Below are 18,678 nucleotides of genomic sequence, written 5' to 3' on the forward strand. Positions count from 1 at the left end.
GCGCGCCATCATGTTCAACCCCAGTCAAGCCGATGTACGGCGATTTTTTTGCGGAGTGCGCGCCAAGATGATCAGCGGCGCCCCCATGGAGGCCATCGAGACGCTGGCCAGTCTGTGGATTGATGAGCACCCCGAGTATTTTGCAGAGCTGTCCGATGTGGAGGCCGCTCTGGTGCGCAACTATGACGCCGCGCCCGAACGCACCAACCCGTTCCTGCACCTATCCATGCACCTGTCCATCAGCGAGCAATGCAGCGTGGACTCTCCACGCGGCATTCGCCAGGCCGTGGAATTGCTGACCAAAAAGCGCGATCTGCACGACGCCCACCATGCAACCATGGAATGCCTAGGCCAGATGCTCTGGGAAAGCCAGCGCTCGGGCCGCCCGCCCGATGGCGAGGCCTATGTGGCAGGCGTGCAGCGGCTGGCAACCAGCGACGGGAGCTTCAAAAGCTCCCCCTGAGGCGCTACGCGCCCTCCCCCTCTCTCTTCGGGAGGGGGACGACACACTCGCTGAGGGACGGCCCTTGCTCTGTGTCTCTGGCCCAGGCCTCGCGAGTTTGACGACTAGGCATTATTCCAACCACCTTTCCGAAAACACAAAGCCCGCATCTGCGGGCTTTGTGTTTTGGGTGATGCAAATTACTTTTGCCCCAGCTTGAAGTGCGGCTGGGCCACGACCTGCATCTCGCTGTCCAGACTACCTATGTATTTGGCCAGCAGCTGCAGCTCGTTGTTGTTGAACTGCTTGGCGATACCAGCCATCACGCCGTTGCTACGGCCTATATGGGGATTGCCTTCGGTCTTGTATGACTGTAGGGCACGGAAAACGTAATCCGAATACTGGCCCGCCACCTTGGGGTAGGAAGGATCGATGGGCTTGGAAAACGCTTCGCCATGGCAGGAGAAACAAGCGCCTTTTTGCAGCAGCGGGGCAACTGCTGCGCTGGCTTCCCTGGGCTTGGCGTCCTTGGCTTTGCCATGGCTGGCATAAAGCGCTGCCACGTCGGCCATGTCCTGGTCGCTCAGCGAATCGGCAATGCCGCGCATGGTGGGGTGCTTGCGCTCGCCTTTTTTATAGGCCTGCAATGCAGAGACGATGTAAGCGGCATTCTGGCCGCCAATCATGGGAACTTTGTAAACTTCAGGGAAACTGGCTTGATAGCCTGGAATGCCGTGGCAGCCGATACACATGGCAATCTTGCCCTGCCCTGCTTTTGCATCGCCGCTGACGGCCTGGGCCTGTGCCAGACTGGTCACTGATGCGACAGCTGCTGCCAATACCGTGGTCCAAGTTTTTCTCATTTTGCGCGCACAATCCTTCAAGAGTTCAGACGGGTGCTCAATGCCTTGCTGCAGTGAAAATGATTATGGCAGCGAGAATTTGACACGCTTATCCCTACTTACGCTGATAGACCACCCATGAAGTTCCAAGGTTCCGACCAATACGTTGCCACGCAAGACCTGATGCTGGCCGTCAATGCCGCTGCCACGCTGCAGCGCCCGCTGCTAGTCAAGGGCGAGCCCGGCACGGGCAAGACCATGCTGGCCGAAGAAGTGGCCTCCGCGCTGAAGATGCCGCTGCTGCAGTGGCATATCAAGTCCACCACCAAGGCGCAGCAAGGCCTGTATGAATATGACGCCGTAAGCCGTCTGCGCGACAGCCAGCTGGCCGATGTGGAAGGCAGCGAACGCGTCAAGGACATCAACAACTACATCGTCAAAGGCGTGCTGTGGCAGGCCTTCACGGCCAATGAGCCCGTGGCCCTGCTGATCGATGAGATCGACAAGGCCGACATCGAATTCCCCAACGATTTGCTGCGCGAAATCGACCGCATGGAGTTCTACTGCTACGAGACGCGTCAGATGATTCGCGCCAAGCACCGGCCCCTGGTCTTCATCACCTCCAACAACGAAAAAGAGCTGCCCGACGCTTTTCTGCGCCGCTGCTTTTTCCACTACATCAAGTTCCCCGATCAGGAGACCATGCGCCAGATCGTGGCCGTGCACTTCCCCAAGCTGCAGGGCGAATTGCTGAGCGCCGCCATGAAGGTCTTCTATGACGTGCGCAATCTCCCGGGGCTGAAGAAAAAGCCTTCTACATCTGAGCTGATCGACTGGCTCAAGCTGCTGGTGGCCGAGGAGATTCCACCGGAATCGCTCAAGGCCGAAGACGGCAAGGTGACCGTGCCGCCGCTGGTGGGTGCCTTGCTCAAGAACGAACAGGACATGAGCCTGTTTGAAAAGCTGGTGTTCATGAACCAGCGCAACCGATAGGCCGTACTTGCGACCGAAGGAGACCGCGATGAGCACTGCACAGCAACTGCTGCTGGAAGGCTGTACCGACGCGCTGGGTTTTGTGGGCGGCGCCCTGACCGGCTGGGGCCTGGCCCATGTGCTGGGTCTGGAGCTGTTTGCCCCCGGTTATGGTGCGGGCACCATTGCGGCTATTGCCCTGGTGGGCCTGTGCGCCGGCCTGGGCCTGAAGCTGGCCAGATTGGGGCGAGCCCGCATGCGTGTGCAGACGGGCAAGAACTGAGGACGTGGATCATGGCATTTATCGAACCTGTCACCCTGCGCGACCGCGGCGTGCGACTGGAGCCGTTGGGCCTGGAGCATGAAGCCGGGCTTGCCGCCGCAGCGGCCGATGGCGAACTGTGGAAGATTCGCGTCACCTCCGTGCCCGAGCCGCAGGAAACCCGCAGCTACATTGAAACCGCCTTGCTGGGCCGCGAGCAAGGCCACCGCTTTGCCTTTGCCGTGCTCGACGATGCCAGCGGCAAGGTGCTGGGCACCACCAGCTATCACGACATCGTTCCCGCCATTCGCCGCGTGGAAATCGGCTACACCTGGTATGCCGCCAGCGTGCAGCGCTCCCATGTCAACACCTCGGCCAAGCTGCTGTTGCTGGCCCATGCCTTTGGCACGCTGGCCTGCCATGTGGTGGGCTGGCGCACGGACAATTTCAACTTTGCCAGCCAGCGCGCCATCGAGCGCCTGGGAGCGAAAAAAGACGGCGTCATCCGCGGCCATGCACTGCGCCGCGACGGCACGATACGCGACACGGTGATGTACAGCATGCGCAGCGGCGAATGGCCGGAAGCCCGTGCGCAGTTGCTCTATCTTTTGGAGCAGCATGCGACCGCCAAATAAGCGCTGGAGGCATATTTGATGCTGATTGATTTCTTCTACACCTTGCGCGCGGCCAAGCTGCCGGTTTCGGTCAAGGAATTTTTGATGCTGCTGCAGGCGCTGGATGCCGGCATCGTCGGGCCCAAGGGCGAGAACTGGAGCCTGGATGATTTCTATCATCTGGGCCGCACGATTTTGGTCAAGGACGAAAAGCATTTCGACAAATACGACCGCGCTTTTGCCGCCTATTTCAAAGGCGTGGAAATGCTGGCCGACCTCACCAAAGAGATTCCGCAGGACTGGCTCAAGCAGTTGCTGGAGCGCGAGCTCAGCCCCGAGGAAAAAGCCAAGCTCGAGGCCATGGGCTGGGACGAGCTCATGGAGACGCTCAAGAAACGACTGGAAGAGCAAAAAGAGCGCCACGAAGGCGGCAACAAATGGATTGGAACAGGCGGCACCAGCCCCTTCGGCCACGGCGGCTACAACCCGGCAGGCATACGCATAGGCGGACCCGGCCGCAACAAGAGCGCCGTGAAAGTCTGGGAGCAGCGCGCCTACCGCGACTACGATGATTCACAGGAGCTGGGCACACGCAATATCAAAGTGGCGCTGCGCCGCCTGCGCAAGTTTGCACGCGACGGCAACGAGCTGGAGCTGGATCTGCCCGACACCATTCGCGCCACGGCAGCCAATGCCGGCTATCTGGATATCAAGATGATTCCGGAGCGGCACAACAACGTGAAAGTGCTGCTGCTCATGGACGTGGGCGGCACCATGGACGAGCATATCCAGCGTGTGGAGGAGCTGTTCTCTGCGGTGAAGAGCGAGCTGAAGCACCTGGAGTTCTATTACTTCCACAACTGCGTCTACGACTTCATGTGGAAGAACAACCGCCGCCGCTTTGCCGAGAAGTTTTCGACCTGGGACATCATTCGCAAATACAACAAGGACTACAAGCTGATCTTTGTCGGTGACGCGACCATGAGCCCCTATGAAATCCTGCAACCCGGGGGCTCGGTGGAATACATGAACGAGGAGCCTGGAGCCGAGTGGCTGCAGCGCCTGACCCATGCTTTTCCCAAGTTTGCCTGGATCAACCCCGAGCCTCAGGGCGTCTGGCAATACCGCCAGAGCATCTCCATCATCGAGCAGCTGATGAGCCAGCGCATGTACCCTTTGTCACTCAAGGGCTTGGAAGACGCCATGCGCATGCTGTCAAAATAGGAGGATGCCCAAAAAATTGCCTCTGAAAGTGCCGGCCTTGAAGCCGACTCTTCTTTTGGGAGCCGCTTTGCTGCTTGGCGGCTGCAGCCTTCTCTCACCCAAAGACAAAGATGCCGATCCGGCCATTGCGGTCGCGACCGGCGACCCCGCGTTCACGCTGGAAGTGGATGCCCCCAAGGAAATTCGCGAGCTGCTGGAAAAGCATCTGGAGCTCAAACGCTATCGCTATCAACCCGATCTGCAGCGACGCGAACTCACGCGTCTGCTGGGAGCGACCGACGCCAATGTGCGCGAGCTGATCGGCACGCTGGGCTACTTCAGCCCCACGGTGACCGTGGAGCTTAGCGACACGCCCGATGACGATGCGCCTAGCAAGGTGGTGGTGAAAGTAGATCCCGGCCCGCCCGCGCTGATTGAAAAATCCGATGTGCGCTTTACCGGTGTCAATGCCGACGATGAGCTGGGCCTGTCGCAACGGCTGCAGATTCAGGAGACCTGGCCGCTGCAACCCGGCGAACAGTTCTCGCAGTCGGCCTGGAGCAGAGCCAAGAGCGGCGGCTTGAGAGAGCTGCAAAAGCGCCGCTACCCGCTGGCCCGCATCGACTCCAGCCTGGCCGATATCGACGCCGACACCCACCAAGCCAATGTCAGCGTGGCCTATGCGCCCGGCCCGGCCTACCGCTTCGGCCCGCTGCAAATTGAGGGCGCCGAGCGCTACGACCCCGTGGGCACGGCACGCATTGCCCGCCTGCCTGAAGGCCAGGAATACGACCAGCAGGCCATGCTCGATGCACAGCAGCGCCTGGTCAGCAGCGGCTATTACGAATCGGTGTTTCTGACCCTGGCCGATGCCCCGCAGCAAACGGCCAGCGAAGAGAAAAACCAGGCGGCCCGCGACGCCCAAGGCGCCCAGGTCACCTCGCCGGTGATTGCCAAGGTGCGCGAGGCCAAGCTGCAGAAATGGGTGTTCGGTGTGGGTGCCAGCACCGACACCGGCCCGCGCCTGTCCATCGATCACATCTACAACAAGGTGCCGGGACTGGACTGGCGTGCCGTGAGCAAGTTGCAGCTGGACAAGAAGAACCCGCTGATCTCCACCCAGGTCACTGGCCTGCCGGGCGAGGACTTGTGGCGCTGGTTTGCAGGCGGCAAGCTGGAGCGCTCGCCGGCCGGCGACTTCAACACCAACAGTGCCATGCTGCGCATGGGCCGCTCCAAGGCCGACAACCGCATCGAGCGCAACTACTATCTGCAATACGACTACGCCAAGACCCAGGGCGACGGCGCGCCGCCCGGCGCCTCGTCGCTGATGGCCAACTACGGCTGGACGGCACGCTACTTCGACAACAATCTGCTACCCAGCTCGGGCTTCGGTCTGGCCTGGGAGGCCGGTGCCGGCACCACGCTGACCCCGCAGAAAACACCGTTTGGCCGCATCACCGGCCGCTGGATGAGCCTGATCCCCATGGGCGAGCGCGACGAGGAAACCCGGCGCCGCAGCCGCTTGCAGCTCAGGGCATCGGCCGGTGCCGTGTTGGCCAGAAAAGATGTGGACATACCCACCACGCTGATGTTTCTGACCGGCGGCGACAACACCGTGCGCGGCTACGGCTATCAGTCCATTGGCGCGCGCACCGACAACAACCGCGTCATCGCGGGCCGCTACCTGGCTACGGGCAGCGTCGAGTGGCAGCGCCCCGTCACCATCAAGGGCAATACGCAGGACTTCGAACACACGCTGTTCGTCGATGCGGGTACGGTGGGCGATGAGTTCGACCACATGTACATGCGCGTCGGCGTGGGTACCGGCATTCGCTGGAAAAGCCCCGTAGGCCCCATACAAGCAGATATCGCCTGGGGCGCACAGGAAAAGCAGCTACGCCTGCACCTGCGCCTGGGCTTCACGTTCTAAACATGGCGGATACCCCAACCAACAGCCCGGGCCAGACGCCCGCGGCCAATCACAACCCCGGCGCTGCGCCAGCAGCGCCGCGCAAGCGCCGCCGCTGGCTGCGCGCACTGGGCTGGCTGACGCTGACGCTGATCCTGGTCGCAGCCGTGGCCCTGGGCAGTCTGCTCTGGTGGATAGGCCGCGACGACTCTCTGGCCCAGACCCTGCAACGCGTGGCACGCTGGCTGCCCGAAGGCCAGAGCCTGTCTGCCAAGGAAGTGACGGGCAGCGTCAAGAACGGCGGCCGCATCGGCTGGCTGCAATGGCAAAGCCCGACCATGAAGGTCGAGGTCAAGGACGCCAAGATCGGCTGGCAGCTGCGCCCGCTGATCTTCTCGCGCGCCCTCAAGCTGGGCGAAGTGCATGTGGCGGAGCTGCAGATTTCCAGCACGCCAGACCCCGAGAAAAAGCCCAGCGAGCCACTGCAATCGCTACACCTGCCCGTCAAGATCGAGCTGCCTTTCAAGGTCGATCGCATTGTCTGGAGCGGCCCGCCCGAGGTCGTGGTCCAAGACCTCAGCGGCCGTTATGAATACACCGGCAGCCATCACGAGCTGCAGGTGCGCAGTCTGCGCGTGGCCGATGGCAGCTACCAATTGCAAGCACGCATGCAAGGTGCCGCTCCCATGCAGCTCAAGGCGCAGCTGCAAGGCCAGCTGCAAACGCCCAACCCCTTGCAAGCTCAAAGCGGCCTGCCTGCGGCCCTGATCGAGGTGCTGGCCGAGGCACAGATTGAAGGCACGCTGGCAACCGAAGCGGCCCAGCTGAGCCTGAGTGCCCATGCAGAGGCCCAAATTCAGGAGCAAGCAGCGCTTGAAGATAAAGCCTCTGATAGCAAAACCACTGCAAAGTCAAACGAAAACAAGCGCAAGCAGCTAGAGAAAACAGAGCAAGCTGCCGAAACCCAGCCCATGCTGGCCGATATCAAGGCCAGCGTCATGCCCTGGAAAGAGCAGCCGCTGCTGTCGGCCCAGGCCTTGCTCAAGAATCTGGATGTGGCAGCTTTCTGGCCCCAAGGCCCGCGCACGGCGCTGTCCGGCGAGCTGAACGCCGGCCCCGGCCCGGTGCTGACTGCAGACTCCGCCACCACCGCAGGCCAGCAGCCGCAGCCCAGCGAGCACAGTCAAACGACCTGGGCACTGTCCGCACAGTTCAGCAATGCCCTGCCCGGCCCCTGGGACAAGCAGCGCCTGCCGATCAAGCAGCTGCAGGCCCGCATCAACTTTGACGGCGGCCAGTGGCTGGTCGACGAAGGCCAGATGGATATCGGCAAGGGGCAGATCAAGCTCACGGGCCGCTATGTGCCAGCAGGTCAGATGTTCAACGGCAAGCTGCTGGTCGAGCAACTCAACCCCACTGACATTCTGAGCACGCTGGAGGCGGCGCCGCTGCAAGGCTCGGTTCAGGCCGAGACGCTGACGCCAGACTTGCCCGTCAACCCGCAAGATCGCCAGCAGCCCGAGCCTGCGCCCGCCGTGGCCTTTGCCATTGATCTGCATGCCGCAGGCAAGCCCCAGGGCAAGGCACTGCGCATTCAGACCCTGGCCGGCAAGGGCCAGTGGCAAGCGCCGCTGCTGCAGCTGGAGACGCTGCAGCTGGAGGCGCTGCAGGCCAAGCTCGATGCCAAAAATGTGGAGTTCAACACCGAAAGCCAGCAGGCCAAGGCCCAGCTCAAGGCCAGCGTGCCCGGTGCCGATCTGCAACTGGCGGGCCAGATGGGCCCCAAGGATGGCAAGGGACAAACCACGCTGAAGCTGAGCTCGCTGACCCAGCTGACCCAATGGCTGCGCAAACTGCCCGGCGTGCAAGACCCGCTGGGCGGCGCGCAGCTAGACGGTACTGCCGGCGCCGAGCTGGAGTGGAACGGCGGCTGGGGCAATTTGCTGCAACGCATCCAGGCCGGCCAGGGTGCGCAGCTGCCCGCCAGCGGATTGCAGATCAAGGCCAATGTGCAGGGCGAAAAAATCCGCTATCTGGCGGCCAGCACGCCGGCCGAGCAAGCCATCGTCATTTCCGCGCTGCAACTGGGCATCAACGGCAGCCCCGAAAACGCCAGGATCGCCTTGACTGCCCAGGCCCAGCAGGCGGGCCAGAGTGTGCAGCTCGATACCGCGTTGCAAGCCGGCCTGTCCAACGCCAAGGCCGCAGCGCCTCTGGACTGGCAAGCCAGCCTGGAAAAGCTGCAAGCCCAGCTCAAACCCGGCAACGGCAAGCCCGGCCCCTGGGTAGCACAACTCATGCCGGGCGCGCCGGTGCAGATCACCCAGCGCACCAGCGGCAACACCGTGCTGAGCACGGCCTATCAAATCAGCGCCGGCCGATTGCAGCTGACACCGCCCGATCTGGGCATACGCCGCACCGGCAGCGAGCCGCCGGCCCCGGTGCTGCTCAGCTGGAACGACAGCAAGGCCACCAAGGCTGGCAACGGCCAGTGGGGGCTGACCAGCACCGGCCGTGCGCAAGGCATTCCGCTGGCCTGGGTCGATGCGTTCAGCATGGGCGACGACGATCCACCGCTGGAGTCGGCCGGCCTATCGGGCGATCTGAGCTTCAACGGTCGCTGGGATGTGGACACTTTGGGCAAGGCACTCAAGGCCGAACTGGTGGTGGAGCGCGCCGCCGGCGATCTGCGCCTGGCTGTGGAAGAGAGCTCGGGCACGACCGTGGTGCAGACCACCGGACCCACGGCCACCAAGGCCGGCAGCACGCGCACCCGCACCATCAAGGGCGCGGGCATGCGGGCTCGCATCAAGGATGCGCGCCTGACCGTTCAGGCCCAGGGCAGCAATGTGACAGCCAAGCTGCTGTGGGATAGCGAGCGTGCAGGCAGCGCCACGGGCGAGCTGCGCACCCAGCTCGCTTATACCGACGGCGGCTGGACCCTGCCCGACAACGCCCCACTCTCGGGCCAGGTCCACGCCAAAATGCCCGATATCGGCATCTGGACCCTGTTTGCTCCGCCGGGCTGGCGCATCAAGGGCGCCTTGGCCGCAGATGCCGTCATCAGCGGCAATCTGCAAGACCCGAAGTGGGCCGGCAATATCAGCGCCGACGGTCTGAGCATTGTCTCCATCCTCGACGGCATCGATCTGCAGGACGGCGTGCTGCGCGCCAAACTGCAGGGCACGCGACTGGATATCACCGAGCTGCGCCTCAAGGGCGGCAAGGGCAGCAATGCGCGCATTCTGGGCTATAGCGGCAATCTGACCAGTGCGCCCGTAGACGGCGGCGAGCTGATCGGCTCCGGCTTTGCGCAATGGACGGCACCCGGCAGCGCCGGCGGCGAGCCCGGCCTGTCCATGAACCTGCAGGCCGAAGCCAAAAAGCTGCAAGTGCTGGTGCGTGCCGACCGCCAGGTCAGCATCTCCGGCAAGCTGCAAGCCAGGCTGGAGCAAGGCCAGTTTGTGCTGCGTGGCGATCTGGGCGTGGACCGAGCCTCCATCATCCTGCCCGAGGAATCCGCGCCGTCTCTGGACAAGGACGTGGTGGTGCACTCTGCCGCATCGCGCAAGGCCGAAGAGGAAGAGCGCAAAAATCAGGAGCGCGCCGCACGCAAGGAACAGGCCCGCGCCACACCGCGCAAGGTGCCGGACATCCTCGTCAAACTGGATCTGGGCCGCGACTTTGCCCTGCAAGGCTTTGGCATCACCACGCGGCTGCGCGGCCAGCTGGAAATCAAAGGTGCCAGCTATGTGGGCGGCCCGCCCAGCGTGACAGGCGAGATCAGCACCGAGCAAGGCCGTTACCGTGCCTGGGGCCAGTCGCTGGATGTGGAAACCGGCCTGATCCGTTTCAACGGTCCTTACAACAACCCCTCGCTGGATATTCTGGCCCTGCGCCCCAACATCGCCGTCAAGGCCGGTGTGCAGGTGCTGGGCACGGCCAGCGCACCGCGCGTGCTGCTGTACTCGGACCCTGTCCTGCCCGATGCCGAAAAGCTGTCCTGGGTGGTGATGGGCCGCGACCCAGCCAGCGGCGGCGCCAGCAGCGCCCTGCTGCAGCAGGCGGCCATGGCCTTGCTGGCCGGCGGCAACAGCAGCAGCGGCAAGATTGCGAGCAGCCTGGGGCTGGACGAGGTGGGTTTCAAGGGCGGCGGCGACAACGACGCCTCTGGCGCGGCCCTGACCTTGGGCAAACGCCTGTCGGACAAGCTATACGTGACCTATGAGCAAAGCCTGTCCGGGGCCATGGGCATCATCTACATCTTCTACGACCTGTCACGCAGCGTCACGCTGCGCGCCCAGACCGGCATGACCAGCGCACTCGATCTGGTCTATACCGTGCGCAAGGATTAAGCATCAAACATGCCTTTAGCCCTTGATCAACAAGCGCCAGTCGCTATCGAAATGGGTGCACCACACCGGCGCGCAGCCCCTGAGGCTGCCGCTGGACGGCCGATCCCGGCCATCCAGGCCGGAGGAGCGAGCCAACGCAGTTAGAATCGCTGCTTCTCCCCGTAGTTCAATGGATAGAACGGTCGCCTCCTAAGCGACAGATACAGGTTCGATTCCTGTCGGGGGGACCATTTTCTAGTCCGGTAGTCTCCAAAGGCTTCCGGACTTTTTTATTTTCCCTCTGTAAACGGCTTTTTTCTTTCCACTGAAGTCCATCAGTGTCCAATGGCATCCACGCCTATCTGGGGGCACATTTGGGGGCACATTTTTAGAAATTGGGGCACATTTCATTTGCACCTCCAGCGGCCCTCTGAGGAAGTGCCCCCATTTCCCGGGCACGTACCCTAGCACTGTGCTTGTTTGACTGGCTAGGTATGGGCCCGAAGCGCAGTACCTGAGGTTCTCAAAAAACACAGCCGCACACCCATTCGCCCTTGGCTACTTGTTTTCCGTCCGCACCTCGGGCGCAATATTTTGTGGAGCGTCCTCGGAAGCTACAGCCTTGCGCTGAACCTTCTCGGCCTTCTTTTTTTTCTTCTCTAGCTCACGCTGTCGTTTTTCGAATTGGTAGTTTGGTTTTGGCACTGAGCGATTCCTTTTGTGGTCTATGTTCCTCACCATACCCCATGTACTTCACCCGAAAAGTCTTACCTCCACTGGAAATGCTTCTTTGAACGGTGGTCAGCCCAGTAAATTGACGCGTCCGGTCAAGGAAAGAGAGGTATCTCTGTTGGCCATGCTGCAGTGGCGTATCCATTGCCTTGACCTACGCGCATGCATGGGAGGTGGCTGCGGTTGGCTGTGACCTGCCCGGCTTTTACAAGGCCATGGTTCGCCCGATGGAGTGACTGAAAAGGTTTGGCTGCAGCACTTGCTCAGTCATGCACAAGCTGTCGCGACAGGAAGCTGCAACTGGCGACCAGCAGTTGCGCCATTTCAGCGATATTGTTCTCCAGACGATGCTGTGGACCGGCCACCGCCACGGCAAGGGGTTCGTTGTGGACGTTGATAAAGGCTGCTATTGCCCAGACATCGCTCACGTTTTCCCCACGCGTGACGAAGTAGCCCTGCTTGCGGCTGTCCAGCACGTCCTGCGCCAGCACCTCATGCTCTACCTTGGTTGCGGTGGTGATGGCCTGGAGCCTGCGCTCTTTCAGCCAGGTGCGCAGCTCGGCCTCCTTGAGGCTGCCCAACAGCGCTTTGCCGATGGAGCTGGAATGCAGAGGCTTGAATTCCCCCGGCTTGGCCGAGTAGCGAATGGAATGCAGCCCTTCCACCACCTGCAGATAGATCACCGAGTCCGCCTGACGCTTGCCCAGAATGATGGTCTCGCGCGTGGCGTCGCGCAGGCGCTCCAGCACCGGCGTAGCACGTTCCACCAACGGATCTTTGGCACAGATGTCTCGCATCACATCCAACATGCGCCGCGTCGGGTATAGCGCCCGAGGTCGGCTGAGCGTGTAGAGGTAGCCACGCGCAATCAACGTGCTGACGATGGCGTGGCAAGTGCTCTTGGGAATGTTGGCCGCCTCCGCCAGCTCCGTCAGGGACAGCGGCGTCTGCCCGCTTTGAAAGACTTCATAGATATCGATCATGCGATCGAGCGAGGTGACGGTGGTTGCTGTCATGTCTTCCCTTTTCATGGTGGCAAGCGAGAACGGAAATTCAGCCAGCTGAACAAATTGCGCAGCAATGAGATCAATCATGCGGCATTTCCCAATTTGTTCCAAATGCTGAACTTTCATCCTTGTTTTCGAAAAACAGGCTTCCTACGATGGCTGCACAACATTTCACGGAGGCAATACCAAAGTGCAGGCCATTCAGGACATCAGCATCGGGCGAGAAGAGAACGGCGTGGTATGGATCACGATTGACAGGCCCCACAAACACAATGCGCTGGCGGGCCATGTGCTCACCTCCTTGGCTCAGGCGGTGGTGCAGGAGAGCGCACTACCCAACACTCGCCTGGTGCTGATTCGTGGCGCCGGTGAACGATTTTTTGCCGCCGGCGGCGATCTGCTAGAGCTTTCGGATGTTCGTGACGAAGCCGCAACCCAAGCCATGGCCGATCATTCACGCGGTGCACTCGATGCCATTCGCCAGTGCCCCGTACCCGTGCTGGCTTACTTGAACGGAGACGCCATCGGCGGCGGAGCCGAACTGGCACTGGCTTGTGATCTGCGCTTGCAGGCAGCACACGCCCGCATCGGTTTTATCCAGGCACGTCTGGCCATCAGCAGCGCCTGGGGCGGCGGCCCTGATCTGTGCCAGCTCATCGGTAGCGCCCGCGCCATGCGGCTGATGGCGCGCTGCGAAATGGTGGGCGTGCAACAGGCCCTCGACTGGGGCCTGTCCGACCAGCTCATCAGCGACGGCCCGGATGGCCAGGACATTCAAACGTTTCTGGCTCCCATGCTGGCCTGCCCGGTCCACGTGCTGCGCGCCATCAAGGCCCAGACCAGTGCCTGGCGCAACGGCAAGAACTACGAACAGCGGCGCGACGTGGAGCGTCAGCAGGTCATGCGTACCTGGCTGCACGACGACCACTGGAGTGCATCGGACCGATTTCTTGCGAAAGGCAACCAATGAAACGAGACGACATCCTACGGTTTGAGGGTGCCCCCCCTCAGCTGTACCCCACGTCCCCTAGCGGCATTGATGTGCCGACCTGTGTGGATGCCTCAGCGGTGGATGCCGAGCGCATAGGCCAGCCCGGCGAGTACCCTTTCACCCGCGGTATTTTTCCCGACGGCTACCAGGGCAGACTGTGGACCATACGCCAGTACTCGGGCTTCGGCACCGCCGAAGAATCCAATGAGCGCTACAAGTTCTTGCTGGAAAAAGGACAGACCGGCCTATCGGTGGCGCTGGACCTGCCCACGCAGTGCGGCCTGGATCCCACGCACCCCATGGCGCGACCGGAAATCGGCAAGGTAGGCGTCTCGCTGTCCAACCTCAGCGAGGCCGAGATTCTGTTCAAGGATCTGGACCTTTCCAAGATTTCCACCTCGTTCACCATCAACGGCACGGCGGCCATCATTTATGCCATGTACCTGGCCGTGGCCGACAAGCAGGGCGTACCGCGCAGCAAGCTCACCGGCACGATACAGAACGACATTTTGAAAGAGTACGTGGCGCGCGGCACCTGGATTTTTCCGGTGCGCCCGTCCATGCGGCTGATTGCCGACAGCATTCTGTATTCCAACGAGGTCTCGCCACGCTTCAATCCGATCAGCATTGCCGGGGCCCATGTGCGGGATGCAGGAGCCACTGCGGCCGAAGAAATGGCCTACACCCTGGCCAACGGCCTGGCCTATGTGGATGAGCTGCGCAGCCGCGGCGGCGATGTCGAGAAGTTCGCCAAGCGCCTGTCCTTCTTCTTTTATGTGCACATGGACTTCTTCGACGAAATCGCGAAGTTCCGTGCCGGGCGCCGTCTCTGGGCCCGCTTGATGAAAGAGCGCTACGACGTTCAGGATCCCAAAGCCCAGCACTTCCGCTTTGGCGTGGTTTGCGGTGGCTCGTCTCTGGTAGCACCTCAGCCCTACAACAACGTGGTGCGCGTGGCCGTCGAAACCATGGCTGCCGTCTTTGGCGGAGCGCAGTCCATTTTCACCTGTGCCTTCGATGAGGCCTTTCAGATTCCCACCGAATCCTCGGCCGAGCTGGCGGTACGCACGCAGCAGATTCTGGCCTACGAAAGCGGCATTGGCCGCACGGTGGATCCTCTGGGCGGCAGCTACTTCCTGGAGCAGCACACCGACCGCATGGAAGAACAGATCGTCGGCATCATGGATGAGATCGACGCTTACGGCGGAGTGGTGCGAGCCATTGAAGACGGCTGGCTGCAGATGCGTCTGGCTGAGCGCGGACTGGAGCGCAAGCTCGACACGGACGCCGGAAAAAGCGTGGTGGTGGGCCAGAACCACTTCAAGAAAGAGAACGAGGAAATCAAGGTTGGCGAGGTATTCACGCTCGACCCCACTGTCGCACAGCGGGCGCTGGAGAAATACCAGCATGTGATGGACACCCGCGACAACTCGGCCGTCAAACACGCTCTCTCCCGACTTTCCGCGGCGGCTGCCAAGGATGACGAGAACGTCATGCCCTATCTGGTCGAGTGCTGCCACGCTTACGCCACGGTCGAAGAGATGACGGATTGTCTCAAGGCGCAATGGGGCGAATTCAAGGAGCCGGTGAACTTATGAGCACGCAACAACGCACTGCCAAATTGGCATCCAAACGCATCCTGATCGGAAAACCCGGCTTGGACGGGCACGACATCGGTGCCAAGATCATTGCGCTGACCTTGCGCAACGCCGGAGCCGAAGTGATCTACACCGGCCTGCGCCGCAGCCCGGCACAGATCGCCCAGGTCGCCATTGACGAAGGGGTGGATGCCGTGGGCTTAAGCATTCTCTCGGGCAGCCACAAAGAGCTGGTGGCCGACGTGATTGCCCAGTTGCACGAGATGAACGCGCACGACGTGAAGGTGTTTGTCGGCGGCACCATACCCGCCGAAGATCACGCCTCGCTGCACCAGCTGGGTGTCAGTGCCGTATTCACCGCCGATATGCCGCTGGACATCGTGGTGGCATCTCTGGCCGAAAGCCTGTCATGACGGCGCCACTGGCTGGAATCCGCATCATCGAAGTCGGCCACATGCTGGCTGGCCCTTACTGCGGGCTCATGCTGGCGGATATGGGTGCGGAGGTCATCAAGATCGAAACGCCTGAGGGCGACATCGCCCGCTCGGTGAGCCCGCATTTTGTCGGGCCGCACAACGCCTACTTTGCCAGCCTCAACCGCAGCAAGAAAAGCGTGGTACTGGATCTGGCCAGCCCGAAGGGACAGGAGGTACTGGCCGATCTGGCCAGTACCTCCCATGCCCTGGTCACCAATCTGCGGCCCTCGGCCATACGCAAATTGGGGCTGACCTATGAAAGCCTGCGAGACGTTAACGAGCGCCTGGTCTGCGTGGCGCTCACCGGCTACGGTCTGAATGGCCCGTACTCCGACAATCCGGCATACGACTACGTCATCCAGGCGCTGACCGGAGTGATGGCCCTCACCGGCGATCCTTCAGCCCCGCCCACCAAGGCCGGTTACTCCGCCGTAGACAATTCGGCCGGTCTGGTTGCCGCAGTAGGACTGCTGGCCAAGATCGTGCAAGGACAGGGTGGCCAAGTCGACGTCGCGATGTACGACGTGATGCTCTCGCAGCTCAATTACCTGGCAGGCGCAGCACTCAACGCCGGCGAGACGATCGAACGGCTGGCCGACTCATCGCACCCTTACGTGGTTCCTGCCCAGATTTTTGCCACCGCCGATGGCTGGCTGACGCTGTTCATCACGCACGACAAGTTCTGGGAAATTTTCTGCCTCGAACTCGACCTGCCCCAATGGGTAGATCACCCGCACTTTGCCACCATGGCGGCACGGCGCATGCACCGTGCGGAAGTCGTTCCCGCCATTGCACAGGTGCTGCAGCAGGCCCCGGCATCGGAATGGGTACGGCGCCTGGCACCGTTGGGCGTGGTTGTGGCCGAAGTGGGTACGCTCAATACGGCGCTCAAGGGCGACATCGCCCGCTCGCGCGAACTGGTGGTGCCTCTGGGCGATGGCAGCCTGCCGCTCAGCGCGGTAGCCAGCCCCATCCGCTTCGACAACTTCACTCCTTCCTACCGCTTGCCGCCGCTGCTCAATGAGCACGCTGCAGAACTGCTGGGAAAGGACGTGACATGCTGATGAACACCCCGGCCCTGGATCGCTCATCTCTGGGCCGCGCTCTGACCAAGCTGGCCAATGCCGACGTCTCAGGCGCCGCCCTACTCTCGCCGCAGTCGCAGCCCGAAAAGCTGGCGCAGCGCATCGGAGTGACCGGTGCCCCGGGTGCCGGCAAGAGCACGCTGGTGGGACTGCTGGCCATGCTGAGGCTGAGAACCCGGGACCGCCTGGGTGTACTGGCCGTGGACCCCAGCAGCCCGCACAGCGGAGGGGCGATCCTGGGCGACCGCATCCGCATGGACGACATCGCTGGCAGTCACGAGCTGTACATCCGCTCCCTTGGCTCGCGCAAAACCACAGATGGGCTGGCCGACAACCTGCCGGAAATGCTCGACCTGATGGATGCCTATGGCTTCGATGAGGTACTGCTGGAGACCGTTGGTGTGGGCCAGGCGGAATACGCGGTACGCGCCCAGGTGGACACCCTGGTGCTGGTGCTGTTGCCGGACAGCGGTGACGTGGTTCAGGCCATGAAGGCCGGAATCATGGAAATGGCCGATATCTTTGTGGTCAACAAGGCCGACTTGCCTGGCGCCCAGCGCATGGTGGCCGATATCCGGCGCATCGCTGCCGTCAGCCGCCGTGCGCCGGATGCGTGGGTAGCGCCCATTTTGTTGACATCCTCGGCACAGCCGGAATCCATTACCGCGCTGGCCCAGGCGGTAGAGCAGCACCAGGCTTGGCTGGCCGGCACCAGCGGGCACCAGCAGACCTTGCACGCCCAAAGGGCTCGCTACCGGCTGAAGCGAAACCTGGAGCGGCGGCTGGGCGATGCCATTGCATGCCAGAACACCGAATTTTTCTCAGCGCCTGCTGCGCAACAGCTGGCGAACATCCTCGATGCCGTGCAAACAACGTTCGCGGCAGACATGCAGAAAGCTTCGCCATGCTGAAAAACATGCTTTTGCTGCTCACTGCTGCCTGTGCGCAACTGGGATTGTCGACTCCGGTCGCTCACGCTTTTCCAGACAAGCCTGTACGGATCATCGTGCCGCAGACTCCCGGGGGCGCTTCCGATGCGCTGGCGCGGATCATGGCGCAAAAGCTGAGCGAAAAATGGGGGCAGCCCGTCATCGTGGATAACCGCCCCGGCGCGGGCGGCAATATCGGCATGGGGGCGGTGGTCGCCTCCACCGCCGACGGTCATGTGCTGCTAATGACCTATGTGGGCACCCAGGCCATCAATGGTGCGCTGTACCGCAATCTGCCTTTTGACCCAGTGGCAGATTTCGCTCCCGTGGCCACACTGGCTACTTTGCCGTTCGTGATTGTGGGACGCAGCAATGCACCATTTCACACGGTGGCGGAGTTGGTGGGAACAGCCAAAAATGGGCGCGTGACCTATGGTTCCGCCGGCAACGGCTCGGTCAACCACTTGCTGGGCGAGATGTTCAGTGCCGGTGCCAAGGTCAAGCTGGAGCATGTTCCTTACCGCGGGGCGGCGCAGGCGCTGCAAGACCTGCTGGCCGGCCAGATCGATGTGGTCTTCACCAGTCTGCCATCCGTGGCCGGGCAGCTCAAAAGCGGCAATCTGCGTCCGATTGCGGTAACCAGCGCCCGCCGTGCCAAAGCCTTTGCACAGATCCCTACGGTGGCAGAGGCAGGCCTCCCCGATTTTGACGTCGCCCCCTGGTTCGGTCTGATGGCACCCGGTCGTGTGCCGCGCGAAGTCATCCTGAAAATCAACACCGATGTGAACGATCTGCTGCGCAGCCGCGAGGTGAGCGCCAGTTTCGAAGCACAAGGCGCGGAACCTTTTCCGACGTCACCCGATGAGTTCGGACAACAGCTGCGCGCCGATGCCCTGCGCTGGGGCAAGGTGGTTCGCACTTCTGGCGCGCGACTGGACTGAATGATGACGCGCACGCACATTCGTCTGTCCAAAAAAGCCATCCACGCCGGCACCGCAAAGCAGGCATCTCCGGCTGAGGTGAATGCGGCCAGGACAGCCGCACTTTCCCTGCTGCACCACAGCGTTCAGCACAGGCACAAGCAGCTGGCTCTGATCCGGCTGCTGAATGCGGTGCAGCTGAGTGCGGATATTGACGCAGTGTCGTGGGATCACTGCCTGACCGTCGCCAAGGCATCGGCCAGTCCGCGGGAGCTGCAGCTGCTGTACGCCATGCGAGGCCAGTGCGCAAGTAGGCAAGCGCTGTAGATGCTTGCAGTTTGACTTTTCAACAAGGAGAG

The 18,678-nt window shown here is 61.9% G+C and carries 17 protein-coding genes and 1 tRNA gene; 15 read left to right on the plus strand and 3 right to left on the minus strand.

From position 1 onward, the window contains the following. The first annotated feature begins 10 nt into the window (after window positions 1-10). Window positions 11-463, plus strand: coding sequence for a DUF1841 family protein (locus EAO39_RS19715; RefSeq protein WP_120971878.1), 453 nt, complete (start codon window positions 11-13; stop codon window positions 461-463). A gap of 179 nt (window positions 464-642) precedes the next feature. Here the strand turns inward: EAO39_RS19715 and EAO39_RS19725 are convergent, their stop codons facing one another. Further along, window positions 643-1,305, minus strand: a complete 663-nt coding sequence (locus EAO39_RS19725; protein WP_120971407.1) for a c-type cytochrome — start codon at window positions 1,303-1,305, stop codon at window positions 643-645. A gap of 117 nt (window positions 1,306-1,422) precedes the next feature. Here EAO39_RS19725 and EAO39_RS19730 point away from each other — a divergent pair, with 117 nt between their 5' ends. The 7 genes from EAO39_RS19730 to EAO39_RS19760 all read left to right on the plus strand — a co-directional run bounded on the left by EAO39_RS19730 (window position 1,423) and on the right by EAO39_RS19760 (window position 10,832). Beyond that, window positions 1,423-2,277 (plus strand): MoxR family ATPase, encoded by an 855-nt coding sequence (locus EAO39_RS19730; protein ID WP_120971408.1) that lies wholly within the window; start codon window positions 1,423-1,425, stop codon window positions 2,275-2,277. Window positions 2,278-2,305: 28 nt separating this feature from the next. After that, window positions 2,306-2,539, plus strand: a complete 234-nt coding sequence (locus EAO39_RS19735; protein WP_120971409.1) for a hypothetical protein — start codon at window positions 2,306-2,308, stop codon at window positions 2,537-2,539. Between the two features lie 11 nt (window positions 2,540-2,550). Continuing rightward, entirely contained in the window at window positions 2,551-3,153 is a 603-nt protein-coding gene (locus EAO39_RS19740; protein WP_120971410.1) for a GNAT family protein, read from the plus strand. Between the two features lie 18 nt (window positions 3,154-3,171). After that, the gene (locus EAO39_RS19745; protein ID WP_120971411.1) at window positions 3,172-4,356 is read left to right on the plus strand and encodes a VWA domain-containing protein; all 1,185 of its coding nucleotides are present in this window, start codon (window positions 3,172-3,174) and stop codon (window positions 4,354-4,356) included. Between the two features lie 124 nt (window positions 4,357-4,480). Further along, the gene (locus tag EAO39_RS19750; protein ID WP_240467170.1) at window positions 4,481-6,268 is read left to right on the plus strand and encodes a BamA/TamA family outer membrane protein; all 1,788 of its coding nucleotides are present in this window, start codon (window positions 4,481-4,483) and stop codon (window positions 6,266-6,268) included. A gap of 2 nt (window positions 6,269-6,270) precedes the next feature. Further along, complete coding sequence (locus tag EAO39_RS19755; protein ID WP_120971412.1) at window positions 6,271-10,602, plus strand: translocation/assembly module TamB domain-containing protein; 4,332 nt, start codon at window positions 6,271-6,273, stop codon at window positions 10,600-10,602. A 155-nt stretch (window positions 10,603-10,757) separates the two neighbouring features. Continuing rightward, a tRNA-Arg gene (locus tag EAO39_RS19760) sits at window positions 10,758-10,832 on the plus strand. Between the two features lie 744 nt (window positions 10,833-11,576). Here the strand turns inward: EAO39_RS19760 and EAO39_RS19770 are convergent. Both EAO39_RS19770 and EAO39_RS22775 read right to left on the minus strand, forming a co-directional pair. After that, entirely contained in the window at window positions 11,577-12,407 is an 831-nt protein-coding gene (locus tag EAO39_RS19770; RefSeq protein WP_240467137.1) for an IclR family transcriptional regulator, read from the minus strand. Beyond that, window positions 12,400-12,609: a hypothetical protein gene (locus EAO39_RS22775; RefSeq protein ID WP_162989655.1), complete on the minus strand. Its 210-nt coding sequence runs from the start codon at window positions 12,607-12,609 to the stop codon at window positions 12,400-12,402. The genes EAO39_RS19770 and EAO39_RS22775 overlap by 8 nt, the downstream gene beginning before the upstream one ends. Between EAO39_RS22775 and EAO39_RS19775 the strand changes: the two genes are divergently transcribed. From EAO39_RS19775 to EAO39_RS19805, 7 genes are read left to right on the plus strand one after another with little or no spacing between them, the layout of a single operon-like run. Next, window positions 12,556-13,290 (plus strand): enoyl-CoA hydratase/isomerase family protein, encoded by a 735-nt coding sequence (locus EAO39_RS19775; RefSeq protein WP_240467171.1) that lies wholly within the window; start codon window positions 12,556-12,558, stop codon window positions 13,288-13,290. The two genes, EAO39_RS22775 and EAO39_RS19775, sit on opposite strands and share 54 nt — an antisense overlap. After that, the gene (locus EAO39_RS19780; protein WP_120971415.1) at window positions 13,287-14,909 is read left to right on the plus strand and encodes a methylmalonyl-CoA mutase family protein; all 1,623 of its coding nucleotides are present in this window, start codon (window positions 13,287-13,289) and stop codon (window positions 14,907-14,909) included. Before EAO39_RS19775 ends, EAO39_RS19780 begins: the two co-directional genes overlap by 4 nt. Beyond that, window positions 14,906-15,322: a cobalamin B12-binding domain-containing protein gene (locus EAO39_RS19785; RefSeq protein WP_205589444.1), complete on the plus strand. Its 417-nt coding sequence runs from the start codon at window positions 14,906-14,908 to the stop codon at window positions 15,320-15,322. Before EAO39_RS19780 ends, EAO39_RS19785 begins: the two co-directional genes overlap by 4 nt. Then, a complete protein-coding gene (locus tag EAO39_RS19790; RefSeq protein WP_120971417.1) occupies window positions 15,319-16,449 on the plus strand; it encodes a CoA transferase in 1,131 nt (376 codons plus the stop codon). The genes EAO39_RS19785 and EAO39_RS19790 overlap by 4 nt, the downstream gene beginning before the upstream one ends. Next, window positions 16,443-17,381 (plus strand): GTP-binding protein, encoded by a 939-nt coding sequence (locus EAO39_RS19795; protein ID WP_240467138.1) that lies wholly within the window; start codon window positions 16,443-16,445, stop codon window positions 17,379-17,381. The genes EAO39_RS19790 and EAO39_RS19795 overlap by 7 nt, the downstream gene beginning before the upstream one ends. Beyond that, window positions 17,375-18,340: a tripartite tricarboxylate transporter substrate binding protein gene (locus EAO39_RS19800; protein WP_120971418.1), complete on the plus strand. Its 966-nt coding sequence runs from the start codon at window positions 17,375-17,377 to the stop codon at window positions 18,338-18,340. The genes EAO39_RS19795 and EAO39_RS19800 overlap by 7 nt, the downstream gene beginning before the upstream one ends. After that, entirely contained in the window at window positions 18,341-18,646 is a 306-nt protein-coding gene (locus tag EAO39_RS19805) for a hypothetical protein (RefSeq protein WP_120971419.1), read from the plus strand. The last annotated feature ends 32 nt before the right edge of the window (window positions 18,647-18,678 follow it).

Origin of the sequence: Comamonas sp. lk (genome assembly GCF_900564145.1) — a bacterium.
In the GTDB taxonomy this organism is placed as follows: Bacteria; Pseudomonadota; Gammaproteobacteria; order Burkholderiales; family Burkholderiaceae_C; genus Comamonas.

Bases quoted from the DNA above. Each gene is read 5' to 3' on its own strand.
- EAO39_RS19715 (WP_120971878.1), top strand. From the start codon at position 11: ATGTTCAACCCCAGTCAAGCCGATGTACGGCGATTTTTTTGCGGAGTG.
- EAO39_RS19725 (WP_120971407.1), bottom strand. From the start codon at position 1,305: ATGAGAAAAACTTGGACCACGGTATTGGCAGCAGCTGTCGCATCAGTG.
- EAO39_RS19730 (WP_120971408.1), top strand. From the start codon at position 1,423: ATGAAGTTCCAAGGTTCCGACCAATACGTTGCCACGCAAGACCTGATG.
- EAO39_RS19735 (WP_120971409.1), top strand. From the start codon at position 2,306: ATGAGCACTGCACAGCAACTGCTGCTGGAAGGCTGTACCGACGCGCTG.
- EAO39_RS19740 (WP_120971410.1), top strand. From the start codon at position 2,551: ATGGCATTTATCGAACCTGTCACCCTGCGCGACCGCGGCGTGCGACTG.
- EAO39_RS19745 (WP_120971411.1), top strand. From the start codon at position 3,172: ATGCTGATTGATTTCTTCTACACCTTGCGCGCGGCCAAGCTGCCGGTT.
- EAO39_RS19755 (WP_120971412.1), top strand. From the start codon at position 6,271: ATGGCGGATACCCCAACCAACAGCCCGGGCCAGACGCCCGCGGCCAAT.
- EAO39_RS19770 (WP_240467137.1), bottom strand. From the start codon at position 12,407: ATGATTGATCTCATTGCTGCGCAATTTGTTCAGCTGGCTGAATTTCCG.
- EAO39_RS22775 (WP_162989655.1), bottom strand. From the start codon at position 12,609: ATGGCCCGCCAGCGCATTGTGTTTGTGGGGCCTGTCAATCGTGATCCA.
- EAO39_RS19780 (WP_120971415.1), top strand. From the start codon at position 13,287: ATGAAACGAGACGACATCCTACGGTTTGAGGGTGCCCCCCCTCAGCTG.
- EAO39_RS19785 (WP_205589444.1), top strand. From the start codon at position 14,906: ATGAGCACGCAACAACGCACTGCCAAATTGGCATCCAAACGCATCCTG.
- EAO39_RS19790 (WP_120971417.1), top strand. From the start codon at position 15,319: ATGACGGCGCCACTGGCTGGAATCCGCATCATCGAAGTCGGCCACATG.
- EAO39_RS19795 (WP_240467138.1), top strand. From the start codon at position 16,443: ATGCTGATGAACACCCCGGCCCTGGATCGCTCATCTCTGGGCCGCGCT.
- EAO39_RS19800 (WP_120971418.1), top strand. From the start codon at position 17,375: ATGCTGAAAAACATGCTTTTGCTGCTCACTGCTGCCTGTGCGCAACTG.
- EAO39_RS19805 (WP_120971419.1), top strand. From the start codon at position 18,341: ATGATGACGCGCACGCACATTCGTCTGTCCAAAAAAGCCATCCACGCC.